Consider the following 18880-nt stretch of genomic DNA (forward strand, 5'->3'; position numbering starts at 1 on the left):
ACCCGTCGGCGAAGCATACGTGCGCGTCATGCGCACCACGATCGATGACGATCGAACAATCAGACGGCAAAAATCGAAAGATCAGATGCCGAAGACTTCCTTGGCCACCTTCTCCAGGGTGTCGCCGCCCAGTTCGGCGATATCGTTCTTGGTGGCGTTGATCTTGCCCAGAGCCTCGTCGGCCTGCTCGTACGTCCAGTCCAGACCGGCCTCCTTGGCCACGGCGAGCACGTCGTCCACGACAACGACGTTCTTGAGCTTCTCAACCAGTGTCTTCTCGTCCATGAGAACTCCTTTTCACATACTGTTCATCATGTCGGTCCCCGCAGTCGTGGCCGGCAATACTGCCGGGAACGCCCACCGGAATCGGCAGTTTCTGTACTAATCCTCTCCGCGTCGCTTGTAAAGTCGATACACGCGTTTGTCCGCAAATAACGGCTGTGATTCGCGTCACACTCAGCCCACGCGGATCGTGCCGAGCAGTGCCGCGTGATCGGTACCGTCCACCTGCACGTTCTTCAGATCCGACGCGGCAAGCCCCCGGTCGAGCACGATGTGGTCGATGGAGAACATCATCGGCAGATACGGCCGGTCGCTCGGCCACGAGAACGTGAACCCGTGCCCCGACTGACGGGCCGCGTCGGTGAACCGGTCGCCGAGCATGGCGCGGAACGGCGCATGATCGTACGTGGCGTTGAAATCTCCCATGAACACGTACGTACTGCCGGTGCGCGAATCCAACGCGCCGATCTCGTCGATGCTGCGCCTCCACAGATTCCAGTAGCCGTTCACCGGCGAGGTGGTGTGCACGGACACGAAGCGCAGTGTTTTGCCATCGGACAGGCTCACGGTGCCGGCGGGCATGAACGACGCGCTGGAATTGACCTCGTCCTTGACCGGATTCGCCAACGGCATGGCCGACCATACGCCGTTGCCGTACTTGCCGTCCGCGGACGCGGTCTTCGAATACGGCAGATAGTCGGCGATGCCGGCCTTGCCCAGCTCCTCCACGAACGCCTTGGTGGTCTCCTGCAGGGCGAGTACCTTCACCTGCTCGTCGCGCACGAGCCGCACGATCTCGCTCGCATCGGCCCGGCCCTTGTACACGTTGCACGTCATCACGCGCAGCATCGTCGCGCTCGCCGACGAGCCTGACGTGCCCGCCGCGCCCGACGATGACGACGACGAGTCCGCGCCGACCACACTGGAGAAGAACGGCCCCTGCCAGTACGCCTGCGCACCAAGGCATGCCACCATGAGCACGATGAGCAGACGCCTGCGGCCGAGCACGGAGAACAGCAGTGCCAGTGCGGCGGTGAGCGCGAACCACGGCGTGGCGGCGACGATGTTCGGTACGTACGGCATGGTCGACATGCCGAGCGGCAGCAGTCGGGCCGCGGTGCCGACCACCGTGGCCGCCGCGAGGATCACGGCCAGCGCCGTGCAGGCGATCCTGCCAATCGTGCCCTTGTTCATTGCACCGCCGTCCTTTGAATGTGAATGAATGTCTCCGTATGCATCGGTGATATTCGACCGTTATAGCCGTGCCTGATGATCATGGCCGTCGTCGTATCGAAAGTCTTTGCAAAAAAGCCGAAGACCATGACCATGATCTTCGGCTTCCATTCTCTGTGCCCGAGATGCGATTCGAACGCACGACACCCGCTTTAGGAGAGCGGTGCTCTATCCCCTGAGCTACCCGGGCAACGGCGTTCCATCATACCGCATGTCCGCGAAAACGCGAAACGCCCGTGCGAGGCGCCGATCGCCGCACTCGGGAAGACAATGCCCGGCGTGGTCACGAACGCTCGGCGAGCCGACGTTTTCCGCCATTTTGTCGGTTGTGCTGATACTGTTCTAATCAGTGGCGCATCTGACCAGACAAGGGAGGAACATGCGTAAGGAAACCCATAGGCCGGCTCTCGTGGACGTGACCGGTTCGGAGACCATCTTCTCGATTCTCGACGACCGCGCGAACCGCGCCCCGGACGATTCCCTGGTGGAATACAAGAACGCCGACGGATGGCAGTCGTTCTCCGCCGCCGAGTTCCGCGACGAGGTGGTTGCCCTGGCCAAGGGACTGATCGCCAAGGGCGTGAAGAAGGGCGACGCCGTGTCGATCCTGTCGCACACGCGTTGGGAGTGGACGGCGCTTGACATGGCGATCATGGCGATCGGCGCGCTGACCATCCCCGTGTACGAGACCAACTCCGCCGCGCAGGTCCGTTCGATCTTCAACGATTCGCGCGTCACGCTCGCCTTCGCCGAGGACGACGGGCAGCGTGACAAGATCGAATCCGTGCGCGACCAGTGCGCGTATCTCAAGGACGTGTACGTGATCGATCTCGGTGCGATCGACACGATCAAGACGTTCGGCCGTGGCGTGAGCGACGACGAGTTCCGCGAGCGCGCCGGCGACGTGACCGGATCCGATCTGGCGACCATCGTGTACACGTCGGGCTCCACGGGCACGCCCAAGGGCATCGAGCTGACGCACACCAACTTCTATTCGATCGTCGCCAACGGCAGCGAGACCATGGAGGACGTGGTGATGAAGCCGGGCCGTCGTCTGCTGCTGTTCCTGCCGCTGGCGCACGTGTTCGCCCGCTACATGCAGTTCGTGTGCTTTTACGGCAACGTGACGCTCGGCCTGTCGAGCAACCTCAAGACGATCCTCGCCGACTTCAACGCGTTTAAGCCCACGTTCATCCTCGCCGTGCCGCGCATCTTCGAGAAGGTGTACAACGCGGCCAGCCAGAAGGCCGGTCAGGGCGCGATGGGTCGCATGTTCGCCCGTTCGGCCGACGTGGCGCGCGAATGGTCGCGCGAGCAGCAGAAGGCGCAGGAAGCCGGCGGACGTATCCCGCTGTGGCTGAGCGTGAAGCATTTCGTGTACTCGCATATCGTCTACCGCAAGATCCGCGCCGTGTTCGGCGGCAACGTGGAGTTCGCCATCTCTGGCGGCGCCCCGCTCGACGCGTCGATCGCGCACTACTTCAACGGTCTTGGCCTGCCGTTGCTGGAGGGCTACGGCATGACCGAAACGTGCGCACCGGCCTGCGTGAACCCCACGGTCGGCTACAAGATCGGCACGATCGGTCTGCCGATGGCCGGCATGAGCTTCGGCATCGACGATGACGGCGAGCTGTGCATCAAGGGCGACAGCGTGTGCGCCGGATACCACAACCATCCCGAGATCACCACGCAGCAGATCGTCGACGGCTGGCTGCACACCGGCGATCTGGGCGACATCGACGCCGACGGGTTCATCAAGCTCACCGGCCGCAAGAAGGATCTGATCATCACGGCCGGCGGCAAGAACGTGAGCCCCGGCATCCTCGAGGCGTCGGTGATGAGCTCGCCCGTGGTGGCGCAGTGCGTGGTGATCGGAGACCGCAAGCCGTTCATCGCCGCGCTGATCACCATCGACCTGGCCGATGCGAACGCCTGGCTCAGGTCGCAGGGCGCCGAACCGGTGGCCGATCTTGACGAGGCCGCGCGCAATCCGATCATTCACGCCGAGGTTGAGCGTGCCGTGGACACGGCCAACGGTCTGGTCTCTCGCGCCGAATCGATCCGCAAGTTCGAGATCCTGTCCGACGAGTTCACCGAGGAGAACGGCATGACCACGCCGTCGATGAAGGCCAAGCGCGCCGTGATCGTGGACCACTACCGCGATCTCATCGACAAGGTCATCTACGTGCCTCGCAAGAAGAAGTGAGTGGATATCGGAGCAATCCGCGAGTTCTGAAGTGATTTCCGTCCCTTGCAGACATCAATCCGCGAGTTCTGAAGTTTGTGACCGGGAAATACCGAGTAGCGGCGTTGCGATTGCAACGCCGCTACTTCGTCTTCGGGCTCCGGAAACTTCAGAATTTGGAGATAGGTGTCTGCAAGCCCTCGTAATCACGTCAGAACTTGGAGATAGCCGGTGCGCCGTGTTCCCGCGTGCTCGGGAGTCGCCGAAAGGGGCGCACCACCTGGCACGCCCACGAACCGTGTTCCCGTATGCACGGCAGTCACCTCATCAGTCACGCATACGCGTGACAGCTTCTTCGGCAAGACTTGACGGACTTCGTCCGGCATCTTTCTACTCGCCTGTCGGCTCGTCTGGGGCCTACAAACGCTTCCAGCGTTTGCTTTACGTCCTCAGCCTAAGGGGAAGCCGGCATTGTTGGTATATGGCTGAATGGTTGTGTGTTGCCTTCCCCTTGAGGGGAAGGTGTCGGCGCAGCCGACGGATGAGGTGACCGTTCCCGCCATTGCGGGAACGCAACGGCATGGTGCCGGCCGTAGGTCGATGCTGCAACGGTCATTCGCCCTTGTCGCCGCTATCCGTACCGGTCTTACCCAATACAAGAATTCCCGTATCATCACGTCCCGTGCCGAGGCGTGATGATACGGGAATTCGCGGTTCTACAGGCCTTTCGACCGACTCGCGCTACTTACCCTTGCCCGCGCGCGGCGCGTCCGGGCCGGCGTACTGGGAGGTCAGCAGCGCGTTCGTCACCTCGTCGTAGAGGTTCTTGAACCCGGCGGGCGTGCTGGCCGGCAGCACCACCGTCTTGCCGTTCGGCGACTCCGAAAGCGAGCGCATCACGTCGAGATACTGGTTGAACATGACGATCTGGTTCACCTCGCCGATGTCCATGCCCACATCCTGCAGGCTCTTGATCTGGTCGACGATACCGTTGGCGATCTCACGACGGTAGTTCGCCTGGCCCTCGCCCTGCAGACGCACCTTCTCCGCGTCGGCCTGCGCCTGCGTCTCGATGGCGATGCGCTGCGCCTCCGCACGCTGGCGTGTGGCCTCCTTCTCGCGCTGGGCCGCATTGATCGAATCCATCGCCTGCTTGACCTGGCCGGACGGGTCGATCGCGGTGATCAGCGTCTTGACCACGGTGAAACCGAACCGCTGCATCTCGTTGCCCACCGTCTGCTGCACGTCGAGCGCCACGTTGTCCTTGCGGGCGAACGCGTCGTCCAACGTCAGCGCCGGGATGGCGGAACGCAGCGCGTCCTCCATGTAGCTGCGCAGCTGCGCAGCCGGATTCTGCAGCTCGTAGTACGCCACGGCCACGTTCTTCGCGTCCACGCGGAACTGAGTGGACGCCACCACCGTCACGAACACGTTGTCCAGCGTCTTGGTCTCCAACTTCACGTCCAGCTGACTCACCCGCAGGTTCATCTTCTGCGCAATGCGGTCGATGAACGGAATCTTGATGTGCAGACCCGCCGTGGACACGGTGTGAAACTTGCCCAGACGTTCGATCACATACGCATTCTGCTGCGGCACGATATACAGGCTGGCGAACAGCAGCACGATGATCAGCGCCAGCACCACGATCAGTACGGCAAACCCGATGATTCCACCGATAGCCATGATTATCGACCCCTTCCCGAGTCCCGCACGGCCATGACCGACATCAGTCGCACCCATGTGACGATGCGGGCCGTGCACAATCCCATTCTTTCACACGGGCACGCATTCCCGCCGCCGTGACACGACAGACCCGCGCATTGTGTCGAACGTTACTTGGCCATACGGCCCATATCCCGTCATGGCGTACGAACGCGGCCTACATTGGGACCATGGCTTACAGGCAAGACGACAGACCCGCGGCGGACCATGAGCCGGACCATGAGTCGGCATCGTCCGACACGAAGAACGATCCCGTGGGCAAGGCCCCGGAACGTTCCGAGGAGACGGCATCCCGGCGCCCGCTGACCATCGCGCTCGTGCTCGACACCTTCGGCAACCGCGGCAACGGCACCTCCAACTCGGCGCTCCAGTTCGCCGAGGAACTCGAACGGCAGGGCCACGCGGTACGGCTCGTCGGCGTGGGCGCGCCGGAATATCGGGCGCGCATCAACCGCGTGCCACTGGTCTCATGGATCGCCGCCAAACAGCAGATGCTCTTCGCCAAGCCCGACGACGCGCTCTTCCACCGCGCGTTCGACGGCGTGGACGTCGTGCACATCTACATGCCCTTCCGATTCGGCCGGCGCGCGCTCGCCGTCGCCCGGCAGATGGGCATCCCCGTCACCGCCGGCTACCACATCCAGCCCGAGAACATCCTGTACTCCGCCGGACCGCTCAAACTCATCCCCGGCATGCCGGCGTTCATCTACCGACTATTCCGCCACTGGCTCTACGGCAAGGTCGACCACATCCACGTGCCCACCGACATGACCGCACGGCTTCTGCAGGAGCACGAGTACCGGGCGCGACTGCACGTCATCTCCAACGGATACGCGCCGCGCTTCACCGGCAAGAACGACTATCCGGCGACGGTCCGACCGCCGTTCGTCGTGATCGCCTCCGGCAGACTCTCCCACGAAAAGGACCAGATGACGCTGATCCGCGCGCTCGCCGCATGCCGTCACCGCGACGACGTACGACTCGTGATCGCCGGCACCGGTCCGCTGCGCCGCTACCTACGGCTGCGCGCCCGCCACATGCTCGCCAGACCGGCCGACATCGGCTTCCACGACAACGCGACCATGCCCGACCTGCTACGATCCGCCGACCTGTTCGTGCACCCGTCCATCGCCGACCTCGAATCAGTGAGCGTGATCGAGGCCATGGCCTGCGGCCTGCCGCCCGTGATCGCACGATCAGACCTGAGCGCCGCACAGCAGTTCGCGCTCACCGACGAATCCCTGTTCCCCGTGCGCGACGTGCAGGCGCTCGCCGATCGCATCGACTGGTGGTACGAGCACCCAGACGAATGCGAGGAGTGGGGGAGACGGTATGCGCAACATACGCGGGAGCATTACTCCGTGCGCTCGTCTGTGGAACGATTCGTGGCGATGGAACGCGAGGCCATCGCCGATGATCGTCGGGCCCGGCGCTCGGATGATGATGGCCGGTGACGGACGGGTGCATGATGTGTTGTGTGCGGTACATCGGGTGCATGACATCATCAGAATACTGACGACAGTGTCATAAACGTTGATATTCCAACGATTGTTCCGGCACTGCCGCGGTCTGCGAATGGCGCGACACGCCGAGTTGGACAGCCTCTGAGATTCGTGTATAGTAATCACCTGTTGCGCTCATTCAGTTCGCTGAGTGAAGACGACATGGTGGCTATAGCTCAGTTGGTAGAGCATCTGATTGTGGTTCAGAAGGTCGCGTGTTCGAGCCACGTTAGCCACCCCGAGGTGATCCCCGGAGCCGAAAGGCTTCGGGGATTTTTCGTATGTGCGGTTGTGCGTTCACCGGGCCGGTGATATCGGGCGTGCCGCCCTTGGGACCGGATAGGATGACGGGGCCTTACAAGATATGCGGTCCCTCCCTCAGTCCGCCTGTGGCGGCCAGCTCCCTCCCTTGGAGGGAGCACGTGCTCCTTATCCTAGAGGGCGCATGCGCTCCTTACCCTCGTGCTCCCTCCAAGGGAGGGAGCTGTCATGCGCAGCATGACTGAGGGAGGGGTCGCACAGGGTATAGGCCGAAACGGTCACGCATTTGGACCTATAACTCAGAGTGTCGTCTACCTGCTACTGCTCCAGATTGCTCTGGGTGCCGGCGGTGGCGCCGGCGCTGGCCTGATCGGCCTGGGCGGCGTCGAGCTGGGCGCGCACGTCGTCGAGCAGGGACTGGGCACGGCGGGCAAGGGCCTCGCCCAGCTGCCACTGGCGCATTGAGGCGTCAAGGTCGAGTCCGCCGGCCTCCAGCGCCTGCACGGCCTGGATGAGCTGATCGCGGGCCTGCTCGTAGCTCAGCGCGTTGATCTTCTCAAGCTCCTCGGCGCTCAGCGAGGGCAGGTTGGAGGTGGACTGGGCGTTTGCGTTCTGATCGGTCATGATGATCTCCTTGGCGGTGCGCCGCATTGTGAACGAGCGGCGCATCTGGTCGTATATCGGATACTGACATATATATAGGTGTCGCAATCGTGTTGTTTCACGACCACGACAGTGTTTCATGACGTTGTTTCATGCGTCATGTTGTTTCACGGACTGGTCGATGTGCCGGACGGCGCCTACTGCACGGTCGCGCGAATCGATCCATGACGCAGCGTGACGGCAAGCTCGTCGCCGCTCTTCACATCGTCGGCGTCGGTCACCACATGGCCGCTCGTGGTCTGGATCACCGCGTAGCCGCGGTCGAGCGTGGACTGCGGACTCAACGCGGTCAGCGAGGCGTGCAGCTTCTCCACGGTCAGCGAGGCGTCGTCGACGATGCGGCGCATGCCGATATCCAGACGCTGGCGGGCGTCGTCGACGAACCGCTGCGGACGGTCGAGCATCGTCAGCGGCTGTGTCAGGCTCGGACGGTTCGCATAGCCCTCGATCAGACGCATCTCGTTGTCCACGCGGGCGCGAATACGGTCGCGCATGCGACGGCGTGCCTCATCCACGATCTGCAGCTGCTCGTTCACGTCCGGCACGATGCGCTTGGCCGCATCCGTCGGGGTGGACGCGCGCATATCCGCGGCCAGATCGATCAGTGTCCAGTCGTCCTCGTGACCGATGGCCGACACGATCGGCGTGACGCACGCGGCCGTGGCACGCACCACGCCCTCGTCGGAGAACCCCATAAGGTCCTCGAAGCTGCCGCCGCCTCGGGCCACGATGATCACATCCACGCTCGGATCTGCGTCGAGCCGTTGGATCGCGGCGATCACATCCGGCGGGCAACTGGGTCCCTGCACGTGCGCGTGCACGACGGTGAACTCGATCGTGGGCCAGCGCAGCCGTGCGTTGGTGATCACATCGCCCTCGGCGCGCGCCTGCGGAGCACACACCAGGCCGATGCGCTTGGGGAACGCGGGGATCGGGATCTTGTTCTCCGCGTCGAACAATCCCTCGCCCTTGAGCCGCTTGCGCAGCTCCTCGATCTGCGCCATCAGGTCGCCCTTGCCCACGCGGCGGATGTCATCGCCCATGAAGCTCAGACGGGTCTGCTTCATCCACACGTCGGGACGGCCGTGCAGCACCACGCGGTCGCCCTGACGGAATTCGCGGGCCATCTGCGCAAAACGGCCGAAGCCGGTCACGCTTAGCGAGATGTCCTCCGTGTTGTCGCGCACGGTGAGATAGGCGGAGCCGGCGCGGCGCGTGTTGATCTCCGAGATCTGGCCCTCGATCCACGTGCCGGGCCATTTGGCCACGGCGTCGTGATACTTGCGGCTGAGCAGGCTGATCGGCCAGGGATTGTCCGGAGTGGTGTCCCTCGCCAGACGCGCAAGCGGCTGCGGCTGCACGTTCTGGGCGCCGGGGGAGTCCGGGAAAAGCGTATTGGTCATGACCTCACTTTCCGCCGCGTGCGGGACATGTGACGATGGTCACACGAGCGGTGTGAGGTTGCTCACCGTGTGGCGTGGCGGGTCGTGCGCTGTCCGGTGATACGGGCACAATCGATGGTCGGCCATGACACGCCGGAGGCGATTTTCATCGCCGTTATTTTTCCGCGACATGATGCCGAAAACACTAGATATGCGCTTGGCATGGTAGATCCCAACTAGATATTGGGGTGGAAGTGCTGTAATGTGCAATAGGCCGGTTGGCGTGGTCCCGGCGATAACGACCACGGAATACGTTGCCCGACACACTAAAGAACCATGGCGGAAGGAGACTGATGAGCGCACAGGTGCTGGAACAGGAGACGACCGAGGTGATTCGTCCGCAGAAGGAGACCGTGCTCGTCGAAAAGCGCGACGGCAGGGTCGTCGACTTCGATCCGATCAACATCATCAATGCCGTGGCCGCCGCATTCGGCGACCTCGACAAGAAGGTGGGCCCCGAAGAGGAGCGCATCATCCGCGACATCGCGGATCGCGTCGAAGCAGAGGTGAAGACCCGCTACACCGGTCCCGCCAAGATCGAGGACATCCAGAACCTGGTCGAGCACGCCCTCATCGGCGAGCACCTGTACGAGGTGGCCCGCACCTACACCAACTACCGCCTGAACAAGGACATCGAGCGCGCCAAGGCCACCGACATCAACGAGGCCGTGAGCCGTCTGGTCAACAAGGACGAGGCCCTCGTGCGCGAGAACGCGAACAAGGACTCCAACGTCTACGCCACCCAGCGTGATCTGCTCGCCGGCGCCGTGAGCAAGGCCTCCGCCTTCTCCATGCTGCCCGAGCAGGTCTCCAACGCCCACATGAAGGGCGACATCCACTTCCACGATGCCGACTACTCGCCGTTCACCGCCATGAGCAACTGCTCCCTGCCGGACTTCGGCGACATGCTCGAGCACGGCTTCGCCCTCGGCAACGCCATGATGGACTCCCCGAAGTCCATCGGCACCGCCGCCACCCAGATCACCCAGATCATTAAGGACATCGCCGGCTGCCAGTACGGCGGCCAGACCGTCAACCGCTGCGACGAGATGCTCGAGCGCTACGCCAAGCGCGACTACGAGAAGAACCTCAAGATGGCCGAGGCGATCCTGCCCGACGAGATGCCGCTCAACGTGGCCGAGGACGTCGTCAAGGGTCTCAAGGCCCAGGAGCCCAAGTGGCTGCACTTCGAGAACCGTGAGCCGCTGGGTGAGGACACCCCGTTCGACGAGAACCTCTCCGAGATCGAGCAGCTGCGCGAGATCTACGCCAAGATCATGACCCGCAAGGCCATCTACGACGCCATGCAGACCATGGAATACCAGATCAACTCCAACCGCGTGTCCAACGGCCAGACCCCGTTCGTCACCGTCGGCTTCGGTCTGGGCACCTCCTGGTTCGCCCGCGAGATCCAGCGCGCCATCCTGCTCAACCGCATCCGCGGCCTCGGCAAGGACCGTCACACCGCCATCTTCCCCAAGCTCGTGTTCACCATCAAGCACGGCGTGAACGCCGACCCGGGCGACCCGAACTACGATCTCAAGCAGCTGGCGCTCGAATCCGCCACCAAGCGCATGTACCCGGACGTGGTGTTCTACGAGAACATCGTGAAGATCACCGGCTCCTTCAAGGCCCCGATGGGCTGCCGCTCCTTCCTGCAGGGCTGGAAGGACCCGAAGACCGGCAAGGACGTGACCGACGGCCGTATGAACCTCGGCGTGGTGTCCGTGAACGTGCCGCGCATCGCCCTCGAATCGCACGGCGACGTGGACCGCTTCTGGAAGCTGTTCAACCAGCGCATGGAGATCGCCCACGAGGCCCTGCAGTTCCGCATCATGCGCTGCAAGCAGGCCACCCCGGTCAACGCCCCCACCCTCTACCGCTACGGCGCCTTCGGTCGCCTGAACGCCAACGACAAGGTGGACCAGCTGTTCAAGGACGGCCGCGCCACCGTGTCCCTCGGCTACATCGGCCTGTACGAGACCACCGCTGTGTTCTTCGGCAAGGACTGGATGACCGACCACCACTGGGACGAGGACGGCAAGGAGTTCGCCCTGTCGATCGTGCGCCGCATGAACGAGCTGTGCAAGCAGTGGAGCGCCGCCGAGGGCTACCACTACTCCGTGTACTCCACCCCGGCCGAAAGCCTCACCGACCGTTTCAACCGCATGGACCGCGAGAAGTTCGGCGAAGTCGAGGGCGTGACCGACCACGACTTCTACACCAACAGCTTCCACTACCCCGTGTGGCTGCAGCCCACCCCGATGGAGAAGCTCGCCTACGAGAAGGACTTCCCGTACCTCGCCTCCGGCGGCTTCATCAACTACTGCGAGTTCCCCTGCCTGCAGCCGAACCCCAAGGCCCTCGAAGCCGTGTGGGACTACGCCTACAACATCGGCATCGGCTACCTCGGCACGAACACGCCCATCGACCACTGCTTCGTCTGCGGCTTCGAAGGCGACTTCGAACCCACCGACGAGGGCTTCAAGTGCCCCGAGTGCGGCAACTCCGACCCCGACAAGTGCAACGTGACCAAGCGCACCTGCGGCTACCTGGGCAACCCGGTCCAGCGCCCCATGGTGCACGGCCGCCACGAGGAGATCGCCCACCGCGTCAAGCACATGGCCGGCGAAACCGGACACGTGACGCTCAAGGACGGCACCGAGCGCGAATGGTTCGAAGACACCAAGTGACCGCAGCCGCGTGAGACTCCCGCCCTGAGCGGGAACCGCGCATAGCCCCATCACTTCCGGCTCCCCTCGCCGAGGGGGAGCTGTCGGCAACGTCGACCGAGGGGAGCCCAACCGCACGTATGGCATGTGCATTGGGCTCCCCTCAGTCATGTGCGAACACGGCAGCTCCCCGGCGCAGGGGAGCCTTTGCCGTCGCCACGGCCGTCGGCGCCCTATTCGCAACCAAGGAGGAAACGCATGCCCGAATCATGGAAGCAGGTCAAGCACCACGACTTCGCCGCCGGCGAGACCGACCGCGGCCCCGGAGTCCCCAGTGAACTCACCAACAACCCCCGTGCCGGCCAATGGGACGGCCGACGCATGGGACAGCGCATGGTCGCCGACTACAAGCGCTTCCTCATGACCGACGGCGAAGGCATCCGCTGCTCCATCTACGTCAGCGGCTGCCCCTTCCGCTGCGACGGCTGCTACAACTCCTCCATCTGGGACTTCCAAGCCGGCTACGAATACAACCAGAAGCTCGAGGACATGATCATGGACGACCTCTCCCAGTCGTTCGTCCAAGGCCTCACCCTCCTCGGCGGCGAACCCCTCCTCAACACCACCATCCTCATCCCCCTGTGCCGCAAGATCCGCGAACGCTTCGGTCACACCAAAGACATCTGGTGCTGGACCGGCTACACCTGGGAAGAGCTCATGCGCCCCGGCGAAACCCCCGACAAGCGCGACCTCCTCGACCTCATCGACATCCTCGTCGACGGCCGCTACCTCAAGGACCAGCACGACTCCCTCCTCCAGTTCCGCGGTTCCAAAAACCAGCGCATCCTCGACGTCCCCAAATCCCTCGAGGTCGGCAAACCCGTCATCTGGGCCAAACTGCACGACCAGGAACGGTTCATACCCGAGATATACGGCAAAGACCGTGCCGCGGGCGAGGGCGACGCGTCATGACGGAGCGTCGCCTGCGTTGCTCCTCGGTCGACGTACCTTCGTACGCCTTCCCTCGGTGCGCCTTGGTGCCGCACGCGTCATGACGCGTCGCCTGCGGCGTTGTGGTGAGTCGTCGGCGTTGCTCCTCGGTCGACGTACCTTCGTACGCCTTCCCTCGGTGCGTCTTGGCGTCGCACTCGTCATGACGCGTCGCCTGCGGCGACATTGTCGGACGGCGACAGTGTCGGGGGAGTGGTTGAACGGGAACGGCATGTGATCGGACAACTTTGTGAGGTATGTCGAGAATCATTCGCTGTTGGCTCAAAATACGGGCGTGTGGGGGTTTGGTGATCGTCGGCGTTCCGTACTGGCGACTACGATACTGCAAGGAAATGTGCGAGCGCATATAAGGGTTGCCGCGGAAAAGAAGAAGTGAGCGCGGCCGGTAGGCGTGGAAGGGCACACGGACGGATTGAAGGAAAAGGTATGCCGGAGTTGAAGACGAACGACTGCATCAGGATCGGCCTGGACATCGGGTCGACGACGGTGAAGGCGGTGGTCCTGGACAAGGACGGAGTCTCCGCCGACGGGGGAGAGGACGAATCGCCGCTGGCCGCGCCCGGCCAGCATATTCTCTACGCCGATTATCGGCGTCATCACGCCAACGTGCGTGCCACGGTGGCCGAACTGCTCACCGATATCCATCATCATCTCGAGGATCTGCATCGCGGCGACGAACCCGTGCGTCTGGCCATCACCGGTTCCGGCGGCCTCGGCCTCGCCGACAACCTGCACGTGCCGTTCGCCCAGGAGGTCATCGCCGAAACCGTGGCGATCGACGCCAAATACCCGCAGGCCGACGTGATCATCGAACTCGGCGGCGAGGACGCCAAGGTCACCTATCTCAAGCCCACGCCCGAACAGCGCATGAACGGCTCCTGCGCCGGCGGCACCGGCGCGTTCATCGACCAGATGGCCACCCTGCTCGACACCGACGCCACCGGCCTCAACGAAATGGCCAAGCACTACGAGACGCTGTACCCGATTGCGTCCCGCTGCGGCGTGTTCGCCAAGACCGACCTGCAGCCGTTGATCAACGACGGCGCTGCCAAGCCCGACCTCGCCGCGTCGATCTTCACCGCCGTGGCCACCCAGACCATCGCCGGCCTGTCGTCCGGCCGGCCGATCCGCGGCACCGTGATCTTCCTCGGCGGACCGTTGTTCTTCCTGTCCGAACTGCGCGAGGCGTTCCGCCGTGCACTCAAGGACCGCGTCAAGGAATTCATCACCCCCGAGGACGCGCACCTGTACGTCGCGTACGGTTCCGCGCTGCTCGTCGGTCAGGAGGACGCCGAACAGAACGAGGACGGCATCGTCCACTACGAGGCTCGCACGCTCGACGACATCCTCGCCGCACTGGAGAACCTGAAGAATCTGCCGAGCAACACGCCCACCATGCCGCCGCTGTTCGACACCGAGGAGGACCGCGAACGCTTCAACGAGCGTCACCACCGCGAGCACATCCACATCGGCACGCTCGAAGGCGCGCACGGCCCGCACTTCCTCGGCATCGACGCGGGATCCACCACCATCAAGGCCACGCTCGTCAACGACGATCGCGAGATCGTCTGGTCCAGCTACGCGAACAACGAGGGCAGCCCGCTGACTGCGGCCGTCAACATCGTCAAGAAGATCCAGAACGAGCTGCCCGAAGGCGCGTACATCGCCCGCAGCTGCGCCACCGGCTACGGCGAAGGACTCATCACCACCGGTCTGCACCTCGACGAAGGCGTGGTGGAGACCATGGCCCACTATCGTGGCGCGGAAATGGTCAGCCCTGGCGTCACCGCCGTCATCGACATCGGCGGTCAGGACATGAAGTATCTGGCCATCAACGACGGCGTGATCGACTCGATCGCCGTCAACGAGGCCTGTTCGTCCGGCTGCGGATCGTTCCTGCAGACGTTCGCCCAGTCCATGGGCCTGACCATCCAGGAATTCACGCAGAAGGCGCTGGCCTCCGACCATCCGGTCGACCTCGGATCGCGCTGCACCGTGTTCATGAACTCGTCCGTCAAGCAGGCGCAGAAGGAAGGCGCGTCGATCGAAAACATCGCCGCCGGCCTGTGCTACTCCGTCGTGCGCAACGCCCTGTACAAGGTGATCAAGCTGCGCGACGCCGGCGACCTCGGCGACACCGTGGTCGTGCAGGGCGGCACGTTCCTCAACGACGCCGTGCTGCGCGCCTTCGAACTGCTCACCGAACGCGAGGTCACCCGACCCAACATCGCCGGCCTCATGGGCGCGTTCGGCGCTGCCCTCACCGCGCGCATGCACTACAACGACGACGATGATCCGAACAAGCGTTCGTCGATCCTGTCCGGCAGCGAACTTGACAACCTGTCGATGACCTCCGAACGCGACGTGTGCAAGCTGTGCCAGAACCACTGCAAGCTCACCATCACCACCTTCGCCGACGGTTCGCGCTACGTGACCGGCAACCGCTGCGAGCGCGGCGGTGACAGCAAGCGCAAGCGCAGCGACCGGCCCAACCTGTACGAATACAAGTACAAGCGCTGCTTCGCCTACCGCAGGCTCACCGACAAGAAGGCCACCCGCGGCGAGATCGGCATCCCGCGCGTACTCAACATGTACGAGAACTACCCGTTCTGGTTCACGCTGCTCACCAGCCTCGGCTTCAAGGTGATGATCTCCGGCCGATCCAACCACGAACTGTTCGAGACGGGCATCGACTCCATCGCCTCCGAGAACATCTGCTACCCGGCCAAGCTCGTGCACGGCCACATCAAGTGGCTGCTGCACAAGGGCATCAAGACCATCTTCTACCCGTGCGTCAGCTACGAGGAGAATCTGGTCGAGAACACCGACAACCACTACAACTGCCCGGTCGTGGCCAACTATCCGGTCGTGATCGGCGCCAACATGCCCGAACTGCGCGACCCGTCCATCCGCTACATGCGCCCCTACTTCAATCTCGCCGACCACGACCTCATGGTCGACCGCATCGTCGAGGAATTCGCATGGGCGAACGTGAGCCGCGAAGAGGCCGAAGCCGCCGTCAAGGCCGCATACGCCGAGGACAAGCTCTTCAAGCACGACGTGCAGCAGGAGGGCCTGCGCGCGCTCGCCTACATGAAGGAGCACAACTGCCGCGGCATCGTGCTCGCCGGCCGTCCCTACCACATCGACCCGGAGATCAACCACGGCATCCCCGAAACGATCTGCGCGCTCGGCATGGTCGTGCTTTCCGAGGACTCCATCTGCGAACTGCAGCCCGGCGAGGACCTCCACCTGAGCGACTACCTCGCCGAAGGGGAGAAGGATCCACGCAAGAAGGACTCCGCAGGCTTCCGCCACGTAGGCGACCGCAAGGTCACCCGCATGCCGCTGCGCGTGACCAACCAGTGGGCCTACCACTCCCGCCTGTACGCGGCCGCGCACTTCGTGGCCTCCTACCCGGGACTCGAACTCGTGCAGCTCAACTCCTTCGGCTGCGGTCTCGACGCCATCACCACCGACCAGGTCTCCGAGATCCTCGCCGACAAGGCCGACGTGTACACACTGCTCAAGATCGACGAGGTGTCCAACCTGGGCGCCGCCAAGATCCGACTGCGCTCGCTCAAGGCCGCCGTGGAGGAACGCGAGGCCAACAAGAAGCGCGAGGAGCACGCCCTGCAGACCACCGCCGAACAGGTGCGTCGCGAAACCGAATCCGAAAACCGCCTCGCCGAAGCGCAGGCCAGGTTCGAAGAGGCCAAGAAGCAGCTCGAAGCCGCACAGGCCGAGGTGGAGGCCACCATGCCCGCCGCCAACCTGGACGCCGGATTCGTCAAGAAGCCGTACGCGATCACGCTGGACGGTAGGGGTGCTGCCGGTGCCGCCGGAGCCGGTGCGGGCGCTTCCGCCAAGCCCCAGCCGAAGCAGGGCGAATTCCGCCGCACCGGATCCAAGGCCCCCACGCCCGGACGCCAGATCCTGCTCGACGCGGTCATGGACGGCAACCCCAAGGCCAGCGCACAGACCAAGAAGAACGCACACAACACCGCCACCATGTCGAAGTACGCCAACCGCATCCCCTTCGGCAAGTCCATGAAGAAGGACTACACCATCGTGGCACCGCAGATGAGCCCCATGCACATGTCGCTCATCGAATCCGTGATCCGCTCCGGCGGCTACAAGTTCGACATCCTCGAACACGCCAGCCGCGACGACGTGGAACTCGGCCTCAAATACGTGAACAACGACGCCTGCTACCCGGCCATCATGGTCATCGGACAGCTCGTCAACGCCATCGTCGAAGGCAAGTACGACCCCGACAAGGTGGCGCTCGCCATCACGCAGACCGGCGGCATGTGCCGTGCGACCAACTACTTCGGCCTGATCCGCAAGGCACTCGTCGACGCCGGCTACCCGCAGGTGCCGGTGATCGCGCTGAGCACGCAGGGACTGGAGTCCAACCCCGGATTCACTCCCACGCCGGCGCTGCTGCACCGCGCGGTCAAGGCGCTGATCGTGGGCGACCTGTTCCTTAAGTGCCTTTATCGCGTGCGCCCGTACGAGCAGGTCAAAGGCAGCGCCGACGAACTGTACCGCATGTGGGACACGATCACCCGCGAGACGATCGAGCACCATGGCTTCTCCAAGACCGCCAAGGCGAAGATCGGCAAGGGATACCTGCCGTATCCGGTGCTGCTCAAGGAGATCGTCAAGTCGTTCGACGCGCTGCCGCTGCGCGACATTCCGCGCAAACCGCGCGTGGGCGTGGTGGGCGAGATCCTCGTCAAGTACCATCCCGACGCGAACAACCACGTGGTCGACGTGATCGAATCCCAGGGCTGCGAGGCCGTGGTGCCCGGCATCATGGAGTTCATGACCACGCGCCCGTACATCACCGACTGGAACGAGCACAACCTCGGCATGGGAGGCAACAAGAAGCTGTACGCCGTGATGCGCTGGGGTCTGGACCGCTATCTCAACCCGGTGCGCAGGGCCATCGACCTGGCGCACGGCAAGTTCCAGCAGGATCTGCCGATGAGCGAACTCGTCAAGAAGGCCGGCGAGGTCACGTCGGTGGGCGTGCAGGCCGGCGAGGGCTGGCTGCTGACCGCCGAGATTCTGGAGCTCATCGAATCGGGTGCGCCGAATGTGGTGTGCGCGCAGCCGTTCGCCTGCCTGCCGAACCACGTGACCGGCCGCGGCATGTTCGGCGAGATCCGCCGCCAGCACCCCGAGGCGAACATCGTATCGATCGATTACGATCCGGGCGCCTCGCAGGCCAACCAGCTCAACCGCATCAAGCTCATGATCTCCGCCGCCAAGCAGGCCGAGGAGCGTCGCCGGGCTCAGGCGGCCGGGGAAGCTGCAGGGGAGCAGGAGACGGATAGTGCCGCTGCCGGCGATGCCGACTCCTCTGGGGCCGGTAACGCGGCGAATGGCGAACAGGATCGCGCACCCGGCCAGGACGGCGGCGACGCCCCGGCCAAGCCGCGTCTCTCCGAGGCGGCGTGATCCGCTGCCGGGGCATATCGGTCATTGGTCGTTGTGAGCATTGAGCCCGGGAATGGGTACGTCGGTACCCTATACCCCCGGGCTCATTCGCTTCCGCTTTACAGTGCCGGTGGCGGGGCGCGGCTCAACTTCTTCGTCATCGATGCCCGCTGGCCGGTTTTTGCCGAGCCCCTTTGACCTAACTCCTAGTTCTGTGCGGATTTCGGGGGAGTGCGGACATCAATCCTCGAGTTCTGTGCGTGAGATTCGGCATATGGGAAGTATGATCCTTGATATTTCAGGCCTCATACTTTGATGTTCTTCTTAATGACGCACAGAACTCGAGGATTGGTGTCTGCAGGAACGGAAAATCCGCACAGAACTCGAAGATTGCCCTGTCTGCAGGATGCAAGATTGGGTGCGGACTCCTGCGTTCGGCGACCAGTCCCACCGACACGC

The 18880-nt window shown here is 63.6% G+C and carries 9 protein-coding genes, 2 tRNA genes and 2 pseudogenes; 7 read left to right on the forward strand and 6 right to left on the reverse strand.

Features of this window, described 5'->3' with window-relative positions; genetic code table 11:
* Positions 1-81: 81 nt before the first annotated feature.
* The 3 genes from Tam10B_RS04335 to Tam10B_RS04345 form a co-directional block, all read right to left on the reverse strand.
* Complete coding sequence (locus tag Tam10B_RS04335) at positions 82-285, reverse strand: hypothetical protein (RefSeq protein ID WP_093960032.1); 204 nt, start codon at positions 283-285, stop codon at positions 82-84.
* 171 nt (positions 286-456) lie between these two features.
* Positions 457-1476 carry an endonuclease/exonuclease/phosphatase family protein gene (locus tag Tam10B_RS04340; RefSeq protein ID WP_093960033.1) on the reverse strand — a complete coding sequence of 340 codons (1020 nt, stop codon included), beginning with the start codon at positions 1474-1476 and terminating at the stop codon, positions 457-459.
* A gap of 156 nt (positions 1477-1632) precedes the next feature.
* Positions 1633-1705: transfer RNA gene (locus Tam10B_RS04345), tRNA-Arg, on the reverse strand.
* A gap of 189 nt (positions 1706-1894) precedes the next feature.
* Here Tam10B_RS04345 and Tam10B_RS04350 point away from each other — a divergent pair.
* Positions 1895-3721: an AMP-dependent synthetase/ligase gene (locus Tam10B_RS04350; RefSeq protein WP_093960034.1), complete on the forward strand. Its 1827-nt coding sequence runs from the start codon at positions 1895-1897 to the stop codon at positions 3719-3721.
* A gap of 720 nt (positions 3722-4441) precedes the next feature.
* Here the strand turns inward: Tam10B_RS04350 and Tam10B_RS04360 are convergent.
* Entirely contained in the window at positions 4442-5383 is a 942-nt protein-coding gene (locus Tam10B_RS04360) for an SPFH domain-containing protein (protein WP_198947523.1), read from the reverse strand.
* Positions 5384-5592: 209 nt separating this feature from the next.
* Between Tam10B_RS04360 and Tam10B_RS04365 the strand changes: the two genes are divergently transcribed.
* Both Tam10B_RS04365 and Tam10B_RS04370 read left to right on the forward strand, forming a co-directional pair.
* On the forward strand, positions 5593-6876 hold the full coding sequence (locus tag Tam10B_RS04365; RefSeq protein WP_093960036.1) for a glycosyltransferase: 1284 nt from the start codon (positions 5593-5595) through the stop codon (positions 6874-6876).
* Between the two features lie 213 nt (positions 6877-7089).
* Positions 7090-7162: transfer RNA gene (locus Tam10B_RS04370), tRNA-His, on the forward strand.
* A 341-nt stretch (positions 7163-7503) separates the two neighbouring features.
* On the opposite strand, the gene Tam10B_RS04375 is transcribed toward Tam10B_RS04370, so the two are convergent.
* Both Tam10B_RS04375 and xseA read right to left on the reverse strand, forming a co-directional pair.
* Complete coding sequence (locus tag Tam10B_RS04375) at positions 7504-7809, reverse strand: exodeoxyribonuclease VII small subunit (RefSeq protein ID WP_093960150.1); 306 nt, start codon at positions 7807-7809, stop codon at positions 7504-7506.
* Positions 7810-7985: 176 nt separating this feature from the next.
* Positions 7986-9251 (reverse strand): exodeoxyribonuclease VII large subunit, encoded by a 1266-nt coding sequence (gene xseA, locus Tam10B_RS04380; RefSeq protein WP_093960037.1) that lies wholly within the window; start codon positions 9249-9251, stop codon positions 7986-7988.
* Between the two features lie 332 nt (positions 9252-9583).
* Between xseA and nrdD the strand changes: the two genes are divergently transcribed.
* From nrdD to Tam10B_RS13810, 4 genes and pseudogenes are all read left to right on the forward strand, one after another.
* Positions 9584-11983 (forward strand): anaerobic ribonucleoside-triphosphate reductase, encoded by a 2400-nt coding sequence (gene nrdD, locus Tam10B_RS04385; protein ID WP_093960038.1) that lies wholly within the window; start codon positions 9584-9586, stop codon positions 11981-11983.
* Between the two features lie 237 nt (positions 11984-12220).
* Positions 12221-12934, forward strand: coding sequence for an anaerobic ribonucleoside-triphosphate reductase activating protein (gene nrdG / locus Tam10B_RS04390; protein WP_093960039.1), 714 nt, complete (start codon positions 12221-12223; stop codon positions 12932-12934).
* Positions 12935-13399: 465 nt separating this feature from the next.
* Positions 13400-16607 (forward strand): annotated as a pseudogene (locus Tam10B_RS13805) (acyl-CoA dehydratase activase-related protein); the annotation flags it as partial.
* 242 nt (positions 16608-16849) lie between these two features.
* Positions 16850-18442: pseudogene (locus tag Tam10B_RS13810) on the forward strand (activase); the annotation flags it as partial.
* Between the last annotated feature and the right edge of the window lie 438 nt (positions 18443-18880).

The sequence above is a fragment of the Bifidobacterium vansinderenii genome (assembly GCF_002234915.1).
Lineage (GTDB): Bacteria > Actinomycetota > Actinomycetes > Actinomycetales > Bifidobacteriaceae > Galliscardovia > Galliscardovia vansinderenii.

Excerpts from the sequence above, each read along its gene's own strand:
- Tam10B_RS04360 (WP_198947523.1), bottom strand. The coding sequence starts at position 5,383 with ATGGCTATCGGTGGAATCATCGGGTTTGCCGTACTGATCGTGGTGCTG.
- Tam10B_RS04340 (WP_093960033.1), bottom strand. The coding sequence starts at position 1,476 with ATGAACAAGGGCACGATTGGCAGGATCGCCTGCACGGCGCTGGCCGTG.
- nrdD (WP_093960038.1), top strand. The coding sequence starts at position 9,584 with ATGAGCGCACAGGTGCTGGAACAGGAGACGACCGAGGTGATTCGTCCG.
- nrdG (WP_093960039.1), top strand. The coding sequence starts at position 12,221 with ATGCCCGAATCATGGAAGCAGGTCAAGCACCACGACTTCGCCGCCGGC.
- Tam10B_RS04350 (WP_093960034.1), top strand. The coding sequence starts at position 1,895 with ATGCGTAAGGAAACCCATAGGCCGGCTCTCGTGGACGTGACCGGTTCG.
- xseA (WP_093960037.1), bottom strand. The coding sequence starts at position 9,251 with ATGACCAATACGCTTTTCCCGGACTCCCCCGGCGCCCAGAACGTGCAG.
- Tam10B_RS04375 (WP_093960150.1), bottom strand. The coding sequence starts at position 7,809 with ATGACCGATCAGAACGCAAACGCCCAGTCCACCTCCAACCTGCCCTCG.
- Tam10B_RS04365 (WP_093960036.1), top strand. The coding sequence starts at position 5,593 with ATGGCTTACAGGCAAGACGACAGACCCGCGGCGGACCATGAGCCGGAC.
- Tam10B_RS04335 (WP_093960032.1), bottom strand. The coding sequence starts at position 285 with ATGGACGAGAAGACACTGGTTGAGAAGCTCAAGAACGTCGTTGTCGTG.